This window comes from Psychrobacter immobilis (assembly GCF_904846175.1).
GTDB lineage: Bacteria > Pseudomonadota > Gammaproteobacteria > Pseudomonadales > Moraxellaceae > Psychrobacter > Psychrobacter immobilis_E.
In genome coordinates this window covers 350,042-370,376 of sequence record NZ_CAJGZM010000002.1, presented here as the reverse complement: position 1 = coordinate 370,376, position 20,335 = coordinate 350,042, and the positions used below count along the sequence as shown (strand labels likewise).

15 protein-coding genes and 1 tRNA gene are annotated in these 20,335 nt (G+C 43.8%); 8 read left to right on the top strand and 8 right to left on the bottom strand.

Annotation, left to right across the window (positions count from 1 at the left end):
- Positions 1-66: 66 nt before the first annotated feature.
- Positions 67-1,527, bottom strand: coding sequence for a cysteine--tRNA ligase (gene cysS / locus JMW39_RS04095; protein WP_201544072.1), 1,461 nt, complete (start codon positions 1,525-1,527; stop codon positions 67-69).
- Positions 1,528-1,760: 233 nt separating this feature from the next.
- On the opposite strand from cysS, the gene JMW39_RS04090 reads away from it, so the two are divergent.
- Entirely contained in the window at positions 1,761-2,360 is a 600-nt protein-coding gene (locus tag JMW39_RS04090) for a cob(I)yrinic acid a,c-diamide adenosyltransferase (RefSeq protein ID WP_201544070.1), read from the top strand.
- 139 nt (positions 2,361-2,499) lie between these two features.
- Here JMW39_RS04090 and JMW39_RS04085 read toward each other — a convergent pair whose 3' ends face one another.
- On the bottom strand, positions 2,500-3,510 hold the full coding sequence (locus JMW39_RS04085; RefSeq protein ID WP_227679232.1) for a hypothetical protein: 1,011 nt from the start codon (positions 3,508-3,510) through the stop codon (positions 2,500-2,502).
- A 395-nt stretch (positions 3,511-3,905) separates the two neighbouring features.
- Between JMW39_RS04085 and JMW39_RS04080 the strand changes: the two genes are divergently transcribed.
- The 7 genes from JMW39_RS04080 to JMW39_RS04050 all read left to right on the top strand — a co-directional run bounded on the left by JMW39_RS04080 (position 3,906) and on the right by JMW39_RS04050 (position 13,143).
- Positions 3,906-4,649 (top strand): glycerophosphodiester phosphodiesterase, encoded by a 744-nt coding sequence (locus JMW39_RS04080; protein WP_201544068.1) that lies wholly within the window; start codon positions 3,906-3,908, stop codon positions 4,647-4,649.
- A 303-nt stretch (positions 4,650-4,952) separates the two neighbouring features.
- A complete protein-coding gene (locus JMW39_RS04075) occupies positions 4,953-6,350 on the top strand; it encodes an acyl-CoA desaturase (protein WP_201544066.1) in 1,398 nt (465 codons plus the stop codon).
- A 273-nt stretch (positions 6,351-6,623) separates the two neighbouring features.
- Positions 6,624-8,090: a protein adenylyltransferase SelO gene (locus JMW39_RS04070; protein WP_201544064.1), complete on the top strand. Its 1,467-nt coding sequence runs from the start codon at positions 6,624-6,626 to the stop codon at positions 8,088-8,090.
- Between the two features lie 330 nt (positions 8,091-8,420).
- A complete protein-coding gene (locus JMW39_RS04065) occupies positions 8,421-10,742 on the top strand; it encodes an NADP-dependent malic enzyme (RefSeq protein ID WP_201544062.1) in 2,322 nt (773 codons plus the stop codon).
- Between the two features lie 161 nt (positions 10,743-10,903).
- Positions 10,904-12,118: a tRNA nucleotidyltransferase gene (locus tag JMW39_RS04060; RefSeq protein ID WP_201544060.1), complete on the top strand. Its 1,215-nt coding sequence runs from the start codon at positions 10,904-10,906 to the stop codon at positions 12,116-12,118.
- Positions 12,119-12,164: 46 nt separating this feature from the next.
- Entirely contained in the window at positions 12,165-12,977 is an 813-nt protein-coding gene (locus tag JMW39_RS04055) for a pteridine reductase (RefSeq protein WP_201544058.1), read from the top strand.
- Positions 12,978-13,066: 89 nt separating this feature from the next.
- Positions 13,067-13,143 (top strand) — tRNA-Ile (locus JMW39_RS04050).
- A gap of 80 nt (positions 13,144-13,223) precedes the next feature.
- Here JMW39_RS04050 and JMW39_RS04045 read toward each other — a convergent pair.
- From JMW39_RS04045 to JMW39_RS04020, 6 genes are all read right to left on the bottom strand, one after another.
- Positions 13,224-14,264: a hypothetical protein gene (locus tag JMW39_RS04045; protein WP_201544056.1), complete on the bottom strand. Its 1,041-nt coding sequence runs from the start codon at positions 14,262-14,264 to the stop codon at positions 13,224-13,226.
- A gap of 77 nt (positions 14,265-14,341) precedes the next feature.
- Positions 14,342-15,595 carry a 3-(3-hydroxy-phenyl)propionate transporter MhpT gene (mhpT, locus tag JMW39_RS04040; protein WP_201544054.1) on the bottom strand — a complete coding sequence of 418 codons (1,254 nt, stop codon included), beginning with the start codon at positions 15,593-15,595 and terminating at the stop codon, positions 14,342-14,344.
- Positions 15,596-15,692: 97 nt separating this feature from the next.
- A complete protein-coding gene (locus tag JMW39_RS04035) occupies positions 15,693-16,472 on the bottom strand; it encodes an SDR family NAD(P)-dependent oxidoreductase (protein WP_201544052.1) in 780 nt (259 codons plus the stop codon).
- Positions 16,473-16,511: 39 nt separating this feature from the next.
- Entirely contained in the window at positions 16,512-17,060 is a 549-nt protein-coding gene (locus JMW39_RS04030) for a 3-phenylpropionate/cinnamic acid dioxygenase subunit beta (RefSeq protein ID WP_201544050.1), read from the bottom strand.
- A gap of 12 nt (positions 17,061-17,072) precedes the next feature.
- Positions 17,073-18,377: an aromatic ring-hydroxylating oxygenase subunit alpha gene (locus JMW39_RS04025; RefSeq protein ID WP_227679230.1), complete on the bottom strand. Its 1,305-nt coding sequence runs from the start codon at positions 18,375-18,377 to the stop codon at positions 17,073-17,075.
- A 55-nt stretch (positions 18,378-18,432) separates the two neighbouring features.
- Positions 18,433-20,283, bottom strand: coding sequence for an AMP-binding protein (locus tag JMW39_RS04020; RefSeq protein WP_201544046.1), 1,851 nt, complete (start codon positions 20,281-20,283; stop codon positions 18,433-18,435).
- Positions 20,284-20,335: the final 52 nt, after the last annotated feature.

The window sequence follows — 20,335 nt, the reverse complement described above, 5'->3', positions numbered from 1 at the left end:
GCTAAGCTGACTTAATTTATGAGTAAAACCATTAATGGATACCATTAGTTAGATGGACGACATGCTTTATGCGCGGCGCCAAGTGGTACCCGCACGGCTGTCTTCAAGTTCAATACCTGCATTTTTTAACTGCTCGCGTATCTCGTCAGCACGGGCGAAGTTTTTATTGGTTTTAGCATCCGCACGCTCAATAATTAATCCATCGATAGCGGCATCGGTTAAACCGTCTGCTTGCGCCTCACCGATGACCGCTTGTAAAAACTGCTGTACGGGCAGCTGCAATATATTTAATGTCTGCGCCAAGGCTTTAAGCTGCTGCGCCAATTGCCATGCATCCTCTACATTTTCAGCTTTGATTGCTTTATTGATATCACGCGCCAGCCCAAACAATACACTGATTGCCGTTGAGCTATTAAAGTCATCATTCATGGCTTTGATAAAATCTTGTCCGGCGGCACTACTATACGCAGCGGTTATCAGCTCATCATTGATGGCGAGTTCCTGCCCTTTTTGTTGCTCAGCAGCCTTTAATGCTTGATACAATCTACTTAGGCTATTATGTGCTTCATCTAAAGCTTTGTCCGAGAAATTTACTTGGCTGCGATAATGACTTGATAGTAAGAAAAAGCGCAGCGTTTCAGGATGAAAATGCTTGATGACGTCACGAATGGTGGCAAAGTTACCCAAAGATTTAGACATCTTTTCGCCATCGACATTAATAAAGCCAACGTGCATCCAATTACGCGCGTACTCGCAGCCCGTCGCCGCTTCAGATTGCGCTATCTCATTTTCATGATGCGGAAACTGTAAATCATGACCGCCGCCATGAATATCAAAGGTATTACCAAGACATTTGGTCGACATCGCCGAGCATTCAATATGCCAACCGGGACGCCCTTGACCCCATGGCGATGCCCATTGTGGCTCACCAGGTTTTGCCGCTTTCCATAAGACAAAGTCAAACGGATTGCGCTTGTCATTTTCGACATCAACGCGTGAGCCCGCTTGCATATCATCCAAATTACGCTTGGATAATTTACCATAATCAGGGAAGCTATCGACCGCATAATAGACATCGCCATTATCACCCGCATAAGCGTAGTCATTGCTGACCAAATTACCAATCATCTGCTGCATCTCATCGATATGGTCGGTCGCGCGCGGCTCGGCATCAGGCGCTAAGCAGCCAAGCGCAGAGAAATCTTCATGCATCGCTGTAATAAAACGCTGGGTTAATGCACCAATCTCTTCGCCATTTTCGGCAGCACGGGTGATGATTTTGTCATCAATATCGGTGATGTTACGCACATAATTGACGTCATAACCCAATTGCTTCAGCCATCGTACCGCCATATCAAAGGCAACCATCATCCGAGCATGACCAATATGACAATAATCATAGACCGTCATCCCGCACACATACATGCCAACTTTGCCCGCCACAAGCGGCTTGAATGACTGCTTGCGTCCGTTAAGTGAATCGTAAATGGCAAGCTGAGACATAGCGTCTGCAAGAGGTGTGGTCATAGTAGAAAAGCCTTTTGATAAAAAGTATAAGAATGAAACGAGCATATCCATACTGCATACTTAAATAATAAAAACGTCTAGCTATGAAAGCTTTGAAAGTGATTATTATCTTAGGAAAAGCAGCAATATAAAACTTAACCCATTATCTTAGCGAAAATGCTCGTAAAATACTACAATGAGCGCACAACTAACACTCGCAATGATAAAAGATACTGAACGTTAAGGAGACGAACATGGGCAATCGTTTAAGCAAAATATACACACGTACTGGAGATGACGGCACTACAGGTATGGCAGATGGCAGCCGCGTAAGTAAAGCAGACAATCTGTTTAGCGTGATGGGTGATATCGATGAGCTCAACTCGCACATTGGTTTGGTACGCGCGCAGTTGACGCAAACCTCGACTGACGCGAATAAAGAAGCCGACTTTGCTCAAGCGTTAGTGATTATTCAGCATTTGCTATTTAATATCGGTGGTGAGCTTGCCATGCCAGAATATGAAGGCGTGAATAGCGCTCATATTGAATGGTTAGAGCAGCAGATTGATGCGATGAATAGCACCTTGCCGGCGCTGAAAGACTTTATCTTACCGACGGGCTCAGTGCTTGTCAGTCAATTGCATGTGGCACGTACCGTCTGCCGCCGTGCTGAGCGTCAAGCAGTGCTATTGCAACAGCAACGCCCAGAAGCCATTCGTCCGACGGCGGTCAGCTTCATCAATCGTTTGTCGGACTGGTTATTCGTCGCCGCCCGTTTTTGCACCGACCCTGAGGAAGTTTCTGAAGTGCTGTGGGACAGTCAAGTACTACAAAAATTCGCTGAGAATAAATAGTTTAATCTTTGCTAACATCTAAAATTAATAGCTAAAAACCGATTCCAGCAAATAAAAAAGCCCACAACTATCATAAGTTGCGGGCTTTCTTATTTCAAACTCTCTAATTAAAGACCAACTACTGACATGTTATTAATAATTAATAAGTTGCGTCTTTATCTTCGATAATTACCATATCGATACTTTCATCTTTAGGTACTGACTTAGGTGTGGCTGGAGCCGCAGGCGCTGAAGTACTAGGCGTTGCAGCCGCTTGGTTATTGTTTTGATTGCTACTGTTCTGACTGCTATTTTGATTGACAGTCGGTGGCGTAGCCGGTTCAGTTGGACGCACAGGGGTAACTGGCGTTACTTGTCTTGGTTGACGAGTTTGGTTTTCGCTATTGTTTTGCGCAGCTTGACGGCGGCGTTCGGCTTCTTGTGCGGTGCGCTGGGCACGCTGCTCTTCTAAAGCCGACTGGAAGGCTGAGCCTGCCACCACTTCCGATACCACAGTAAGCAATGCAGGCTGCCCTGCGATACGCGTACGTACTTGACCGCCTTGCGTACCAACGACATAAGTAAAGGCATCATCAACGAGCATGTTGTTATTGATGCGGATATTGTCATTGGCTAAACGTGATTGCAAGCTTGGCTGATTGTTAGCTGCTTGTAGTTGGCTGGCTTGGTATAAATCTTCACTTGGCAAGGTCATGCTGACGCTCGCTTGACACGTTGTCATGCCATTATCGTTAGTAGCTTGTAACACTGCAGCGTTTTGCACATCGATGACGATACCATTGGTTTTCTCAGTGACAACGCCATTATTTAAACCAATTTCAGCATCATTAGCGTAGCTTGCAGCCAAGGTTTTTGCTTGTTGATTGAGCGTATTTTTTAAGGCAGATTTGAGGCGATCTTGTACCATAGGATCATCACAGCTAACCGCCGTAGCAGCAGCGTTTTCACTGGCAGCGGTCTGTTCGGTTAGCTCTGCTGTTTCCGTGGTCTCTTCTTTTTCTGAGCGGTTACAGCCAGTAAGCACCAAACTACATGCGATACCAATACCAGCAACTTTATACCACTTGCTCAAACTCTTATTTGCTACGCTCATCTTTATTTTGCTCCAATTACCTGATTCGTACCGCCACTGACGGACAGTGTTTGACATTCAAATTTTACGCCCAAACTATTATCTCTAAATTTTTAAATCTTAATATCTAATATAGTAGTGATAACGCAAGTTTTGAAAACCACATTATTATACGGTGTTTGTTTTAAATGGTCATCAGTGTAGCCTATTGATGTACAAATAACGTCCAACATTCGCCCTAAAACCGAGGTTTGGTTGCAAAAACGCAACAAATACATATTTTAATAATGGCGTAAGTTTTCGACTGGTTCAATTTTTAGCTTGTTCAACATTTAACTTATCCATTTTTCAAATTGCCAAAACCCTTGAGTAGATATTCCGTAGGCAAAGAATATTCCGTAGGCAAAAATTGTATTAGACCCAATTTTGCAGAGGCGATATGATAGCGATAAAATATTTGATAGTTATTAATGATGATAAATTTTAAAAACACCCTTTTACTAGGGCATCGCGGGGCGCGGGGCGAAGCATTAGAAAATACTTTAGAAGGTTTTGAACTGGCGCAAAATCTGCAAACGGCGGGCTTGGTCGGTGTCGAATTCGATGTACAGCTAAGTGCTGATGGTCACTTAATGATCTTTCACGATGACAATTTACAACGACTGTGCGGACAGCAGTCGCGCCTCGATCAATTAAACGTTGCTGAAATTCAGCGTTGCTCGCAGCTAGATAATAAGCAATCTGGTCATAAAATTACGCCGTTAGCCGATATAGCACCTGCATTAGAGGGCTTTGATTATATAGAGCTTGAGATTAAGACTCACGAGCGCACAGATTATCGTAAACTAATCAAGGTTTTGATGATAGAGCTAGTCGACAGTCCACTTGCCCGCCTACCTATCGTATTGACAAGCTTCGATGTCGAGCTACATGCAGGATTGCAACGCAACAAGCTATTAAAACATATACCGCGTGGTCTACTGATTCGTACGCCTGAGACCTTACTAACGGCGACTAATACTGCGCTGCAACTTGGCTGCGTGCAACTGGGTATTCACTACCCGCTTCTGAATCAAGCAGTCATTGACCACTGTCATCGCTATGACTTACCGGTGAGCGCATGGACGGTCAATGATAGCGACACGATGGAAAACCTGATTGCATGGCAAGTCGATGCCATTATTACCGATTATCCAACGTATTTTCTTACGCACTAAACAGGTAAATTTCTCACTCATTTTTCTCTCACCATTCGAATAATAGTGTTTAGAAATCCACTTAAAAAGCCAGTTAATTAATTGTCCGAATAGTCACCTGTGTATTTTGATAACCTACATATATGTCTTGCTACTTACACTTTTACCCAATTGCTGATAAATCATGGGGTATTTACAATAATACTTCCCATAACTCATACAAGTTATTGTTATTTAGCAATATTTTTCTAGTGTATAAGTGTTCACTTTATACTTGTTTTAGGGTAATATAGAGGCTGAAATTAATACCGTTAGGGATATTACATGATTGCTAAGAAAGTAATAGGCTTACCACTTAAGGGCTTGCGTCTCGCTATAAAGTCTGGTGATACGCTGATACAGCATGCTGGCACTCAAGCGCTGCGCGTGAAGACGTGGCTTGATACCGAAAAAGGTAAAATTGACGCTGCTGCTGATACGCAATTGGTGACCACCAGTGGCGATAAAAACGCCAATGCCGTGGAAAATTATGAGGGCATTGATCCTCTAGAGCTTGAATTCCAAAAGTCGCCGATCAACTTGGTTCCAGCGATTTTTCTGATTGCAACGCCTATTGCTGCTGCTGTCATTACACCATGGTACTTGATGACCCATCAGGTTAGTGCGCCCGTTTGGGGTGTATTTGGTGCCTTTATGGTTTGGACAGGTATTAGTATTACCGCAGGCTATCACCGCCTATTGTCGCATCGTGCCTATAAAGCACATCCTTTGGTAAAAAACTTCCTATTACTAGGCTCAACCCTTGCGGTTCAAGGCTCTGCTTTTGACTGGGTATCAGGTCACCGTACGCATCACCGTCATGTTGATGATCTTATGGAAGATCCATATTCAGCACAGCGTGGTTTTTTCTTTAGCCATATCGGTTGGATGCTACGCAATTATCCTAGCGGTCGCTTTGACTATAAAAATATTCCTGATTTAACCAAAGATAAAGTGCTGCAGATTCAGCACAAATACTACGGTTTATGGGTACTAGCAACCAACGTCGCCATGGTCGCTGCAGTTGGCTGGTTAATCGGTGATGTTTGGGGCACATTAGTATTGGCAGGTCTACTGCGTTTGGTACTGACCCATCACTTTACCTTCTTTATTAACTCGCTCTGTCACATGTTTGGTACGCGTCCTTATACCGATACCAATAGTGCTCGTGATAACTTCTTCCTTGCTATCTTTACGTGGGGTGAGGGGTATCATAACTACCATCACTTCTTCCAATACGACTATCGTAATGGCGTGAAATGGTGGCAATATGATCCAACTAAATGGTTGATTGTTGGCTTATCTAAACTTGGTTTAACGAGTGAATTGCGTACGGTTGATGACACCACCATCAAGCATGCTGAAGTGCAAATGCAGTTCAAAAAAGCCCAACAGCAGATTGATAACGCCACTGCAAACGGACTTGATATTCCTCATACGATGAAGAGCTTCCAAGATCGTATCAAGTTTGAATACGATGCCTTTACCCAAACGGTCGAAGAATGGCAAGCGCTAAAAGCTAAAACCATTGAGCTGAAAAAGACAGAGTTTGCTGATCGTTTGCATGAAGTTGAAGAAACGTTAAAACAGGATTATGCTAAGGTTGAACAAAAAATACTAGCGCATAACAGCAATCTAAAAAATGCGTTTCGCTCTATTGGTCAAAGCCCAAAAGCAGCTTAAGCATTTATAAAAATTACTCATTTAATCGCTTTATTGTCAGTCTCTCCTGCCCTCTATCTGTAAAGATAGAGGGTTTTTTTATGGTAATGATTTACGTGCTAATTACTTATAGACTAATTACAAGAGATGGACAGAGTGAAACGCGGCATTATTAAGGCTATGTTATAGTAAGTTTATGAATATCAGCACTCACTATTTGCATCTACATTTATAGAGCTACCAATCGATATCTACCACCTTATTAATCTACTCCCCTATATTGGAACGGCACCTATGCGCTATCAAAATACTTATGTCAAATTAGACACCCGCCTTTATCATGAGCAGCAGCCGACACCACTTGATAATCCTCGCGCAGGTCATTTTAACATCCAAGTTGCCGAACAATTGGGCTGGCTTGATGATAAAGATTTGATGGCGCGCTGGGTTGAAATCTTGGGTGGTCAATACGTGCCAGCCCAGTTTCAACCACTATCGATGGCTTATGCCGGTCATCAGTTTGGCCAATGGGCAGGACAATTAGGCGATGGGCGCGGTTTACTCATGGCGCAAGTCCTTGATAAAAATAATCAATTACAAGACTTACATCTAAAGGGTGCAGGTTTAACGCCCTACTCACGTATGGGTGATGGGCGTGCGGTGTTACGCAGCACCATTCGCGAATATTTATGTGGGCATGCGCTGATCCAGCTTGGTATTCCTTCATCTAACGCCTTGGGCTTTGTGGTATCAGATAACAAAGTGCGCCGTGAGCGCATGGAAGCTGGGGCAGCATTGATGCGCGTCGCTGACAGTCATATTCGCCTCGGCCATGTTGAGTGGATTGCTAGCTTTGCGCCTGACCTGCTTGGCGAGTTTACCGACTATATGATTGATACTTACTATCCAGAATGCCGTGAGAGTGAAGTGCCAGTCTTGGCATTTTTACAGGCGGTGGTTGAGCGTACGGCGCGCATGATTGCCGACTGGCAACTGATTGGCTTCGCCCATGGGGTGATGAATACCGATAATTTATCGATTACTGGCAGCACCTTAGACTTTGGTCCATTTGGTTTTATGGAGCGTTTTAATCCTGCGTGGATTAACAATCACTCTGACCATACCGGACGTTATGCATATCAAAACCAACCGGCCATCGGCCATTGGAACTTAAATATTTGGCTACCACACTTTATGCGCTTAGATGGCGTAACACGCGAAACTTTGGCTGATTGCTTAGAGCCGTATGAAGCGACCTTTATGCAGCATTATCAACAAGGACTGTGCCGTAAGTTGGGATTACCGCATGCCAAAGAGAGTTTAACCCTTGCTTTTGAATGGTTGACGTTATTAGAAGACAATTTGCTCGACTATAGCAATAGTTTCCGCGCCCTGTTGGGTTTGGTCGCGCCAAATGAGCATCCTTATGAGCAACAGCTGCTGGCAATAATGACTGCTGAGTTTAATAATGAGGCGCAGCAAGTCTGGCAAGAGTGGTCAACACGGTATTTGGCAGCGCTACAGTCGTTACCTAGCGAGCACTCTATTGATGATATGCGCAGCAATAATCCGGTTTATGTGTTACGTAATAGTATGGCGCAGCGCGTTATCACGGGCGCTGAACAAGGGCAATTTGATGAGTTAAATCGAGTCTTTGAATTGCTTGCGACCCCTTATACGGTACAAGATATCGCCACTGAGCTTGATACTATGCCACCTGCTCCGCATGCGCCGCAAATGCCGATCAGCTGCTCGTCTTAACAAAATGCTATTCTGTAATGTTTTGAAACATGATGCAATTAGCGTCGATATTTAGCCCTATTACTTGTCATCATCAGTCAGCGAAATAATGAACATCATTGTATTATATTACTCTTACTATTGCGCTCAGCTGACTAGGCAGCTAAATGCCAATAATGCTAGAATAGCTGTTTTTGCAGCATTGTTGTTTTTACCCTGATGTCCAGCCGCTAATGAAGACTCTTTTAGTATAAAGCTAGATTCATTGTCATATTTTATGGTTTTGAGGTTTAGACATTAGTTTTTATCACCATTTACTTTATTCCAATTATCCCAACCATGGCAATTATTATGAATGACGATATCACTTTGAATACGGATACCCCTATCACGGAAAAAGAGCAGTTCGAACAAGCTGCCTTACATTACCATGAGTTTCCACGCCCAGGTAAAATCTCAGTTACGCCTATCAAGCAACTGGCCAACCAACGTGATCTGGCGCTCGCCTACTCACCAGGGGTTGCCGTACCTTGCCTTGAGATTCAAAGAGATCCCGCATTAGCGGCTAAATATACCGCTCGTAGTAACTTGGTCGGTGTGATTACCAACGGTACTGCGGTACTTGGTTTAGGGAATATTGGTCCATTGGCATCAAAGCCTGTGATGGAGGGTAAAGGGGTACTGTTTAAAAAATTCGCTGGTATCGACGTTTTTGATATTGAAATTGCTCAAAACGATCCAGACAAGTTCATCGAAGCCGTTGCCTCTTTAGAGCCTACTTTTGGTGGTATTAACTTAGAAGACATCAAAGCACCAGAATGTTTCAAAATCGAGCGCGAATTGCGTAAACGTATGAACATTCCAGTATTCCACGATGACCAACATGGTACCTCAATCATTGTTGCCGCAGCGATGCTAAACGCTTTGCTCATCACTGGCAAAAAAATTGAAGAAATTAAAGTAGTCTGTTCAGGCGCAGGTGCCGCAGCTATTTCTTGTTTAGATATCATTTGTGCGCTTGGTGTTGATAAAAACAACATCTTAGTATCAGACTCACGCGGTATCATCACGACCAGCCGTGAAAACCTTGATGAGACTAAGCAGCGTTATGCCCGTGATACCACCGCTTCTACTATTGAAGAAGTGATGGATGATGTCGATATGTTCTTAGGCTTATCTATGCCTGGCACATTGACCGAAGACATGGTTCGCCGGATGGCAAAAGACCCTATCGTCTTTGCCCTTGCCAATCCAACGCCTGAGATTATGCCAGAATTGGCCCATGCGGTACGTCCAGACGTCATCATGGCAACAGGTCGCTCAGATTATCCAAATCAAGTAAACAACGCGCTATGCTTCCCTTATATCTTCCGCGGTGCGTTAGACGTTGGCGCAACCACGGTTAACGAAGAGATGAAAATTGCTTGCGTAAAAGCAATCGCCGCCATGGCACACGTTGAAGCAACGCCAATGAGCAACGTGAAAAACGTTGAAAGCACGCCAAGCTTTGGACGCGAATATCTCATTCCAGGACCACTTGAGCCAAATTTAATCATTGAAATCGCTTCTGCCGTTGCTAAAGCGGCAATGGATTCTGGGGTTGCAACCCTTCCTATCGCGGATATGAAAGCCTATCGTCAACGCTTATCTGAGTTTGTTTATAATTCAGCGTTCGTTATGAAGCCTATCTTTGCCCGCGCGAAAGCCGATCCTAAACGTATCGTGTACTGTGAAGGCGAAGACAGCAACGTCTTGCTCGCGGTACAAGTGGTCGTCGATGAGCAGTTGGCACATCCAATCTTGGTAGGTCGTCCTGCCATCATCGAAAAGAATATTGAAAAATTAGCGCTACGCCTAAAAGATGGTGAGAACATCACCATTGTGAATCAAGATGACGATCCACGCTATAAAGACTACTGGCAAGGTTATTACGAGAAAAACAAACGTAATGGCGTCAGTATCGAGCTTGCCCGCCGTGATGTCCGCCGCAAGACTTCTTTAATCGGTGCCTTACTGGTTGAAAATGGTGATGCTGATGGCATGATTTGTGGCACATTCAGCTACTATCATCTACATTTAAAATACGTCAGCAGAGTCATTGGTAAAAAAGAAGGCGTCAGTGATTTTTATGCGATGAATGCTGTCTTGATGCAAGATCGCAATATCTTTATTGCTGATACTTATATCCATGAAGACCCAACGGCTGAACAATTGGCTGAAATGACGGTGCTGGCAGCCGATCAATTACGCCGCTTTAGTATCACGCCACGCGTGGCACTGGTTTCGCATTCAAACTTCGGTACATCAGACCGTGCCAGCGCGGTAAAAATGCGCAAAGTACATCAGCTGCTGACAGAAATGAATGTCGACTTTGAATTCGATGGTGAAATGCAAGGTGATGCGGCCCTTGATGAACATATTCGTGCTAATGATTTACCATCAAGCAACCTAAAAGGCTCAGCAAACTTGCTAATTTTGCCAACGCTTGATGCAGCGAACATTGCTTTTAACCTACTCAAAACAGCAACCCGCAGTGCGTCTATTGGTCCTATCTTGCTAGGGGCTAATAAACCTGTGCATATCCTAACCCCATCAGCGACAGCGCGTCGTGTGGTTAATATGACAGCGCTTGCAGTTACTGAAGCTCAAGACTTAATCAATGAGCAGAAGTAGTTGTTTATATAGCGTATAAACACATGGCTAAGCCGGTCTTCTGTTAGTTATTTATAGAACCCGTCTGCTATACTAAAACCAGTCAATACTCCTAAGCGAGCGTTGGCTGGTTTTTTTTGGCAAAACGATTTAGTAAATACTGGATAAAAAAAGAGACTATTATGCAAGTGTATCTCGTCGGCGGTGCTGTCCGTGACCAACTGTTAGGTCGTCCTATCAAAGACAAAGACTTTGTCGTCGTCGGCGCCACTGTCGCAGATATGCTGGCGGCAGGTTTCCAACAAGTAGGCGCAGACTTTCCGGTATTTTTGCACCCTGTCAGCCGTGAAGAGTATGCCTTAGCACGTACAGAGCGCAAACAAGGCCTAGGCTATCAAGGCTTTAGTGTGCATGCTAGCCCTGATGTAACCTTACTTGAAGACTTACAACGTCGTGATTTGACCGTCAATGCGATGGCGATTGAAGTTAAAAGCCTAACCGATGACACGCCTATGAATGGTGAAGTGGTCGATTACTATGGCGGATTGGATGACATTAACAGAAAAACTCTACGTCATGTCTCAAGCGCTTTTAGTGAAGACCCATTGAGGGTACTGCGAACCGCACGCTTTTATGGACGTTATTACGATTTGGGCTTTCGCATCGCCGATGAAACCTTGCTATTAATGCGCCAATTGGTAGGCTCAGGAGAGCTTGCGCATTTAAGTAGTGAACGCATTTGGCAAGAATCAAGCCGTGCCATGATGCAAGTATCGCCTCAGGTTTATTGGCAGCAACTTTTTGAGATTGGTGCGCTGATAGAATATTTTGCCCCACTACATCAAGCTTGGAGCCATACTCAATACGGCCAAGTAAGAGAGATTGTACAAACAGCGTTATATTTCGCTGGTCAAATGCAGTTAAACTTATCACAGCGCTGGGCGTTATTAATGTCCAGTCTGAACACAGATCTATTTGCTTTAAAACCTACAGACTCGAATTTAGATAACATAGCATCAAATAACATAGCAACTGCTGTTAAAGGTATTAATGAAATAGGTAACAGCGCGAAGGTACCAAAAGCACAGACCCAATTTGCTACTTTGTTTGTGCAGCAAGCAAAGAATCTTAGCATCATAAACCAGCTTAACGCCGCTCAGAAAATTGATCTTATCCAAGCCTGTAGCGCCCATAAAGCACCGGAAAAACTCTCGCAGCTCTTGGTCACTAGCCATGTATTGCAACTCGCCATACAGCATCGACAAATGATGTTGGCACTGGGTAGCTTTCATGCAATCGGCATGGATGATATTGACCAAAACCTCAAAGGTCCAGCAATTGGCGAAGCATTACGACAACGTAGAATTGAGCATTTACAAGCACAACATTTCTCGTAAACAAGCTCTTTCAACCAGCATTTTAGATTATAAAAATACCTTTGATATGAACCAAGAATTTAGCTTAAACCAACCAAAAGATACTAATGCCTCAGCGCCAGTCATGCTAGTAACTGGTGGCGCTAAGCGTATCGGTGCGGCTATTGTTCGTGCCGCCCATGAGCAAGGCTACCGTGTCATTATTCATTGCCATCATAGTAAACAAGAAGCCAATGCGTTAGCTGATGCGCTTAATCAAAGCCGTCCTGATAGTGTGGTCGTTGTCCTTGCAGATTTGGCGGTTGTTAATAATAGCGAGACGCTACAGCAATTTACTCGCAATATCATTCAAGCATTTGGGCAACTCGATGTCCTAGTACACAACGCCTCACGCTTTTATCCAAGTCCGCTTGGTCATATCAATCTTGATCAGTGGGATGAATTGTTTTTGACTAACGCCAAAGCGCCTTTATTATTGAGCCAAGCGTTATATTCTTATCTACGGACACAACAAGGCTGTATTATTAGCCTACTTGATATCCATGCGCATAATAAACCTTTTGGGCATTATGCTGTCTACAATATGGCAAAGGCGGCGCATAGGATGATGGTGCAGTCACTGGCGCTTGATATGGCGCCTGATGTACGCGTCAACGGCGTCGCTCCTGGCGTTAACATCTTACCAGATGCAGATAGCGACCAAGCAATTGACCAACAGCAGCAAAAAAGTATTGTCGACTCTATTCCTATGCAGCGAATAGGCAGACCTGCTGAGATTGCGCATAGTGTCCTTTATCTTGCACAAGCCAGTTATGTCACTGGTGAGATAATTACGGTAGATGGAGGCCGAAGCCTGACATTAGCTGGCGGTCATATTTGATAGAAAGTAACACTGCGTAAAAATATCTGTATTAGTTCCTATCTTTTACTTGAAAAATTAAAAAAATCAGGTATCATTGTGCGTCTAAAGGGCCCATAGCTCAGTTGGTTAGAGCAGAGGACTCATAATCCTTTGGTCGTAGGTTCAAGTCCTACTGGGCCCACCACATATTAAAAAACCCTTACAGTTATTCGCTTGTAAGGGTTTTTTATTGCTCAAATTTTAGTAAAGCATAGTGTGAAGTGTTTAAAAGGTATATTTCGCCATAACCTCTACTTCCTGACCCGCTTGTCTCCAAGGAAGCGTCGTGTCACTACGGTCTCGCCATTCAACACCAATATCAAGATTTGGTAAATAGGTGTAGATAAGGTTAGCACTCTTTATATCGATCGAAGTATCTACCTCATTATCTACATTGACCTCTCCGTAACGCATATTACCCCGCAGTTTTGGTGAAAAGACATGACGATAGCCTATACTAAAACCAGTTTGGGAAACAAGTTCACCGTTTTCAGCATCACAATTTAGGCTGACTGGCGTTAATGCGCCCGTCGTACACACACCAGAATAAACGCCCATGCCCTTACCTGTATAAACACTACCATGTAGCGAGCCGTCGCCCAAGCTTAGCTTACCAGCTAATGAGACGCCTAGACCTAAATCCGAATCCAACTTATCTCCAACTCCCGTTCCAGCTTCACGAGCAGTAACCGCTAAAGTATAGCCAAGATTAGAGATGTCATCACTATAGCTTGCCACCATATCTGGCAAATCCGCGTCTTCATAAACAGGGTCTTGAGCCGTCAGACGCAGTCCCTTGTTAGCATAATGCAGCGTCAAATCTGGACGAGCATAAATCCCACTACCAGCGATGGTTCCAAAACCAGTACCCCAGAAATCAAGTTGTTCAGTCAAACGTGGAGCGACCGCAAAAAACTGACCGCTCCAAGTCTTACCAACCGTCACATTATCTACCTGTAAATAAGCATGACGCAATCGCAAATTGGAGGCACCTGATGCATAGTCTCCGTAAAAGTCCCCTTCAATGAAACCTTTTAGTTTTCTATTATCTACTAGCGTCGTAGTGGTGAAGTTAATGCGAGACTCACGAGCATTGCCTTCGAAATTAGATTCTCCTTTGTCTGGAGAGGCAAATACGCCTTCTGCTTTAACATAGCCACTAACACTGAAGGTGGTATCGCCATTCTTGACCAGTTCTATCGCTTGCGCCTGTGTACACAGCACACAAGCAATCACTGCCAAAGATATATTTGTGATTTTATGCATGATTGTTTTATTCCCTATGGTTCTATCAATAAAGTCCGTTTTATCAGATTAATTAACACCGAATATTCTTCATGTATCTAAGCCTTTAAAAGCAAAGCTTGATCTACTTTTTCACGCCGAGCGATATTATTTGCTAGTAGCATCGCAGCGATACCAGCAATAATAATCACCGGAATACTACTTCCAATGACAAATGAAGAGTTCGAGTTATAAGAGAAAATGACACCCGCTAATAGAGGCCCTACGAACGAACCAACACGTCCCATAGCAACGGCCACGCCAACTCCTGTACCACGCATGTTCTTGCTATAAGCTCTAGCCGCTAACGCATATAAAGCTGATTGTCCACCAGTGATAAAGAATCCTGAAAGACCTGAGGCTAATATAAGTGCCGTTAGGGATTTGGAGAAAGTTAAGGCAGAAAGTCCGACCAAAATACCAATATAAATCATGATGACGACTGACCTAAGCTTGATATTAGATAACAACCAACCCAAAATCAGCACACCACAAACTCCGCCCACTTGATAAGCGACTTGGATGTTGCTCGCGCTTTTTAGACTCAAGCCATTGTTCTGCATCAGAACCGGTAGCCAATTTAAGATAAAATATAGAACAATTAAGGTACCTAAAAAACTTAGCCAAATTTGAATGGTGGTTGCGGTACGCCCTTCACCAAATAAAATAAATTTAAAATCAGTGTTTTCTGTCACGGCATCTTGGCTAACTTCTTTTTTGGTATATGTTTCTTTTAAGAAAATAAAGAGAAGTGGCACAAGAGCAATTGGTGTTAGCCCACCTAAGTAAAAAATATTTTTCCACTCTCCAATACCAGTAAATCCTCCTGCAATTAGTGCAGTGATACCAGCACCAAAGGGTACGCCTGCATACATTACGCTAACTGCAGTGGCACTCCAACGTTCAGGTACAGACTCTGATGACATAGCAATCATCAAAGGTAACGCACCGCCCATACCGATGCCGGTGAGAAAACGTACTATTACTAGAGAATTAAAATCTGTGGTAAATGCCGTCATAAGTGACATAATGCCAAATAACGCGACGCTAAAGATGAGTATCTTTTTACGACCAATTTTATCTGAGAGACGTCCAGCAACGATTGCTCCTGGAAACATGCCCAAAGTGGCGGCGCTAAAAATCCAGCCCAGCTGCCCTTTACTTAAATTAAATTCCGCTTGAATAGATGACGCCACCACACCGATGGATTGAATATCAAACCCTTCTAGAATGGCAATACAAAAACACATGAATAATGTCATATACATTACTGCAGGTTTTTTTGGCACAGCATTAGGCACAGAGATTGTCATAGACTCTTCCTTGAGTACAAAATAAATATGAAAGTTAGGTTTGGTTGTTTTTACAGCTATTGCTTATTGTCAGAATTAAAAGCACATTTGATAAATACTATTGGCCGGCAGATAATCCTCCATCACTGACTAAAATAGTGCCAGTTACATAGCGTGCACCCTTCGCGCTTGCTAGCGTGACATAAAGATCGGTATGTTCCTCAGGAGAGGAGACACGACCTAGAGGGATATGTTTGCCCATAGACTCTAAACGTTCGCGATCTTTATTCATTGATTTGCCCGTCTGATTTAAACCATCAGTGCCACCAATTGGTGTATCCGTGGCACCTGGCGCAACCCCGCAGACGCGCACGTTAGGCGCAAAGTCTAATGCTAACTGAGCAACGACTCCGCGCAGCGCGTATTTAGAAGCGGTATATAAAGGCCCGCCGCCGCCTGGACGAAAACAGGCGTTAGAACCTGTGGTAATAAAGCAGCCTCGCGAGTCTTCTAAAGCTGCATAGCTGGCATGAGCCGCCATCAATACTGCTCGGACGTTGGTTGACATGATTTGCTCAAAACCGTCTTCTAGCTCTTGGGCTGACATTTTTTGAAGCTTTTTAAAGAAATCCCACACGCCAGCATTGGCTACCATGGCATCAAGCCCGCCCCACTTCTCAATTGCCGTATTTACAGCAGATTGGTTGGTCGCATAATCATTGACGTCACCGACCACATAACAGAAGTTTTCATTGGTTAAAAACTCCTCTATTTGTTCAGGTTTGCGTACGACAGCAAGCACTTTAGCGCCTTCTTGCAGAAATCTGTCTACAATAGCTTTACCGATACCGCTGCCGGCGCCAGTGATAATCACTCGTCTATTCAATAGCATTTGCATATTATTGCCTCAAAATCACCTATTAAATTTTATAAAGCGCTACATAAATACGTTTAGGTTTTTGGTCAGTAACGTAGATTGTTGCAGCAGAATCAGCCGTCCAGCCAAACGATACTCATCGCTTACTTTGCGCCAGATGTCTTTACGGCGTCCCATCAAGGTAGAGTCATCACGCTCAAAGCGACTGCGGTATAAAGTAAATACACTATGGACTTCAAACTCGTCCGCTTTATCGGTATGAAAGACCTCTAAGTTTGATATCGCCGTTACCTGACGGGTTGGCGGATCTTCTGTCCAGCACATGCCACTATCATTGCGTTTTAGGCGCATCATGATTGAATCTTTATCTTCTTCAAACAAGGACACCCTAGCTGTGGTAATTTCTGGCGTACGGTTTCTGCGCAGGATGTTCTCGCGAATAGGTGCCCAGTAAATTAAATCGTCTTCCAAATTGTCTGCCCATTTATCAAGAATCTCGTGATTCAGCAGATATATTTCGTGATTGACAAACCTTTGAACATCAAAAAAGGTCTGCATATTCACATGTTCACCTTTAGCTTCAAGTGCTAATAACTGATCTCTGGTCATGGTTAGCTCCTTTTAGAATTGTGACTCTGCTAGTGGAATATCAGCCCAACTGCCAGCTTCCATAAATTCGGTATAGCGTTTGAAAAACAGACGTTGGTTGGCGTCATTCAACTGACCCTTGGTAACCGTACCTGGCAAGTCAATAGGAACCGCTTCGCCCTTTGTTGGATTCATGGCATAGCATAATTTTTGATTACGAGTGACGTATCCTGAGTTGCCAAGCGTGGCATGTTCCCAGTTTTCTCCATCATCCATCTCCAAAATCCCACTTGGCGAAAAAGTACGCATAGCTCCCAGTCGCCACTTATCTTTTATCTCGTCCGACGCTTCGCTTGGAACTAACGTCCAGCTATGCAGTTCTGTCTCTGTTGGCCCTTTGGGTAAAAAAGTTCTAAAGGTTAGGTAACCAGGTAAGAAAGCAAAGTTAGGGAAGATAAGTCCCGATGCCACCGAACCTAGCATTTTTCCACGTGCTACCCCTAAGCGCTTGGTAATTTCCTGCTCGCGAGAGCGTAGATATTTGATGATATCCTTGTCGCCCATGGTCGCGGCATTACCGAAGTTATTGGCTAACGAGAACTCCCAACCATGACCATTAACACTGGCTTGATAAGAGTTTTCATTGCTGACCACAATACCACCAGCATCTTTAAGCGTTGCCTCTGCCGCCCCAAGATGCGTCCATAAAGCGTGGTAGATATCACCGACGAAGTTATCGGCAGGATATTTCCAATTACACTTTAGTAGTGAGCGTGTCGTCCCAGGCAAAAACTCAGTGCCTTTATCGTCTACGTCCAAAATAGCATCCAAATACCAGCGGAAATCACCCAAATACTCTCCTAAAGACGGCGCTTCTTCATCGAAAGTCGCAAACACCAAGCCTTTATAAGTTTCGACGCGAGCTCTATGCAAGCCCCAGTCTTCTTTGTTAAAGCCTTCGGTTTTGTCATACAGCTCATTTGCAGGCATGCCATTGAGCTTGCCGTCTAGCCCAAATGCCCAGCCATGATAATTACAAACGAATGAGCGGATTTTACCTTCACCGGCAAAGCACACTTTATTTCCGCGATGTGGACATGCATTGAGCATGACGTTGATGCTTTTATCTTTTGCTCTCGCGACAATAACTGCATCTTCGCCAATGTAAGTGGTGATAAAGTCGCCAAAGGATTTGACCTGTGATTCGTGGGCGACAAAATGCCAGCAGCGTGCAAAAATCTGCTTAAGCTCTTGTTGATAGATAGCCTCATCCCAAAAAATACGTCTATCTATTAATCCATTTTCGTGATCGACCATTGATCGTATATTCATTGACATTAGTGTTTCTCCGTAATTAAAATTCAGCAATTTTGGTTTAATAAGCGGTTGTGGTTTAAAAAGAATGAAAATAAATACTCGCTTGTCTTTCTTCGTCATACATCTTATCGATGAGTTCTGACCAACTCTCTAATAAGGCTCGTTGATTTAAATAGCCCTTATCAGTTATTTCATTTTTTTCAATCGATGGTTGCTCAGGTATGATTGCCACCCTACCTATCCTGGTGCTATTGCTGAAATACACGTCGTTATATTGTTGCAATAGCTCAACGACCTGATGAACAACCGCATCCAGCTGTTGTAAATGGGCGGCATTTTGTTGCTCTTCCGTCAATTGATGCTCTTTGGCCAAACGCTCAATATTAGGCACGATAAGTAAACCAATTTCCGACTGGTTGTGTCCTGTAATAACTGCATCTAAAAAATAAGGTTTTAATGCCGTCACGACCCCGACTCTGATCGCATTGACATTAACCCAAGTGCCAGAGCGCAGTTTAAAATTCTCAGACGTTCTGCCATCAAAGATTAGGCCTTCAGATGGATTGTCTGGATTGATTAATCGACCTGCATCACCTATCGAATAAAAACCGTCTGCATCAAAAGCTTCAGCCGTTGCTTTCTCATTGCGCCAATACCCTGGCGTCACATTGGGACCACGTACCGCAAGTGCCATCTTATCCTGCACCGCTGTTAACTTAATCTCGGTTCCAGGCATAGGAACACCAATATTAACGGCGACATCAGACTCAAAATTTAAGCACGTTGCAAAAGGAGCGGTTTCTGTAGAGCCCCAACCGGCCAAAAGCTTAGGACTTGTGCCAACCAGCTCAATGGAAAGCTCAGCCAACCTATTTCTGGTTTTCTCAGGTAAGGCTGCAGCAGCAATAAAGATGACTTTTACGACTGAAAAGAACTTGCGCGCTTGGCGATGATTGTCTTCAAATTCTGCCAATAAAGCTTCTATACCAGCGGGTACGTTGAAGTGAATATTGGGCTCAATCATGCAGATGTTTTCAATGGTTCTGCCGATATGCCCTGGAACTGGTTTGCCATCGTCGATGGTCAAGGTGCCACCATTAAACAAAGCGATATTGACACATACGTTGCCACCAAAGGTATGACTCCACGGCAACCAACTTACCAAACTGGGGGTCATATCCTTCAAAAACGGCCACATTTTATAGAGCGCAACTTGATTGCTATACATCATTCGATGAGTGTTAATAACCCCTTTTGGCGTGCCAGTAGAGCCAGAAGTCATCATCACTTTACAGATAGTGTCTTGGTTAACAGCCCTCCTTCTCGCCTCAACTTCTGCCTCTGTCACTTGCGGCAAGCTTCGAATCGCAGGGATATCATCCATATCTGAATTAAAAGCAATACAAGGTATGTCATGTTTAGCAAGAATAGATTTCGCTGCATTTTTAAAAATATTGGTATTGCTGAAATGGATTACGCCAGGTTTTACCGTATCAATAATACTAGACAGACGCTCAAAGGAATTGCCGTATACTGCATAAGCAATTGAAACAGGCGTGACAGGAACGCCAAGTGTCATTGCTGCAAATGCTACCAACGCATGATTGATAGAGTTTGGTGCGATTATCATCAGAGGCTTGTCCGCTGAAATATCTAAAGCACCTAAATGCGTCGCAATACTCTTTACTCTGGAGGCAAACTCTTTGTAAGATATCTCCGACCAACCATCCGCTGCTCTTTCACGCATACAAACGGTATTTGGAGAGCGTTTAGCCCAGTGATCAATGCAGTCCAGCATCGTATGCTCATCAAGATTAAGCGGCTCTTTATTACGTAGCACAATATAGTTTTGAGCACTGTCATCAGTGACCACATCGTGGCGACCAAGTTTTATTTGTGGGTCAGTTTTGGATACAAACTCAATCATTTTGCCCATCCTTCCATGGTTAGACTAACTTGAATCTTTATATTCAATGCTC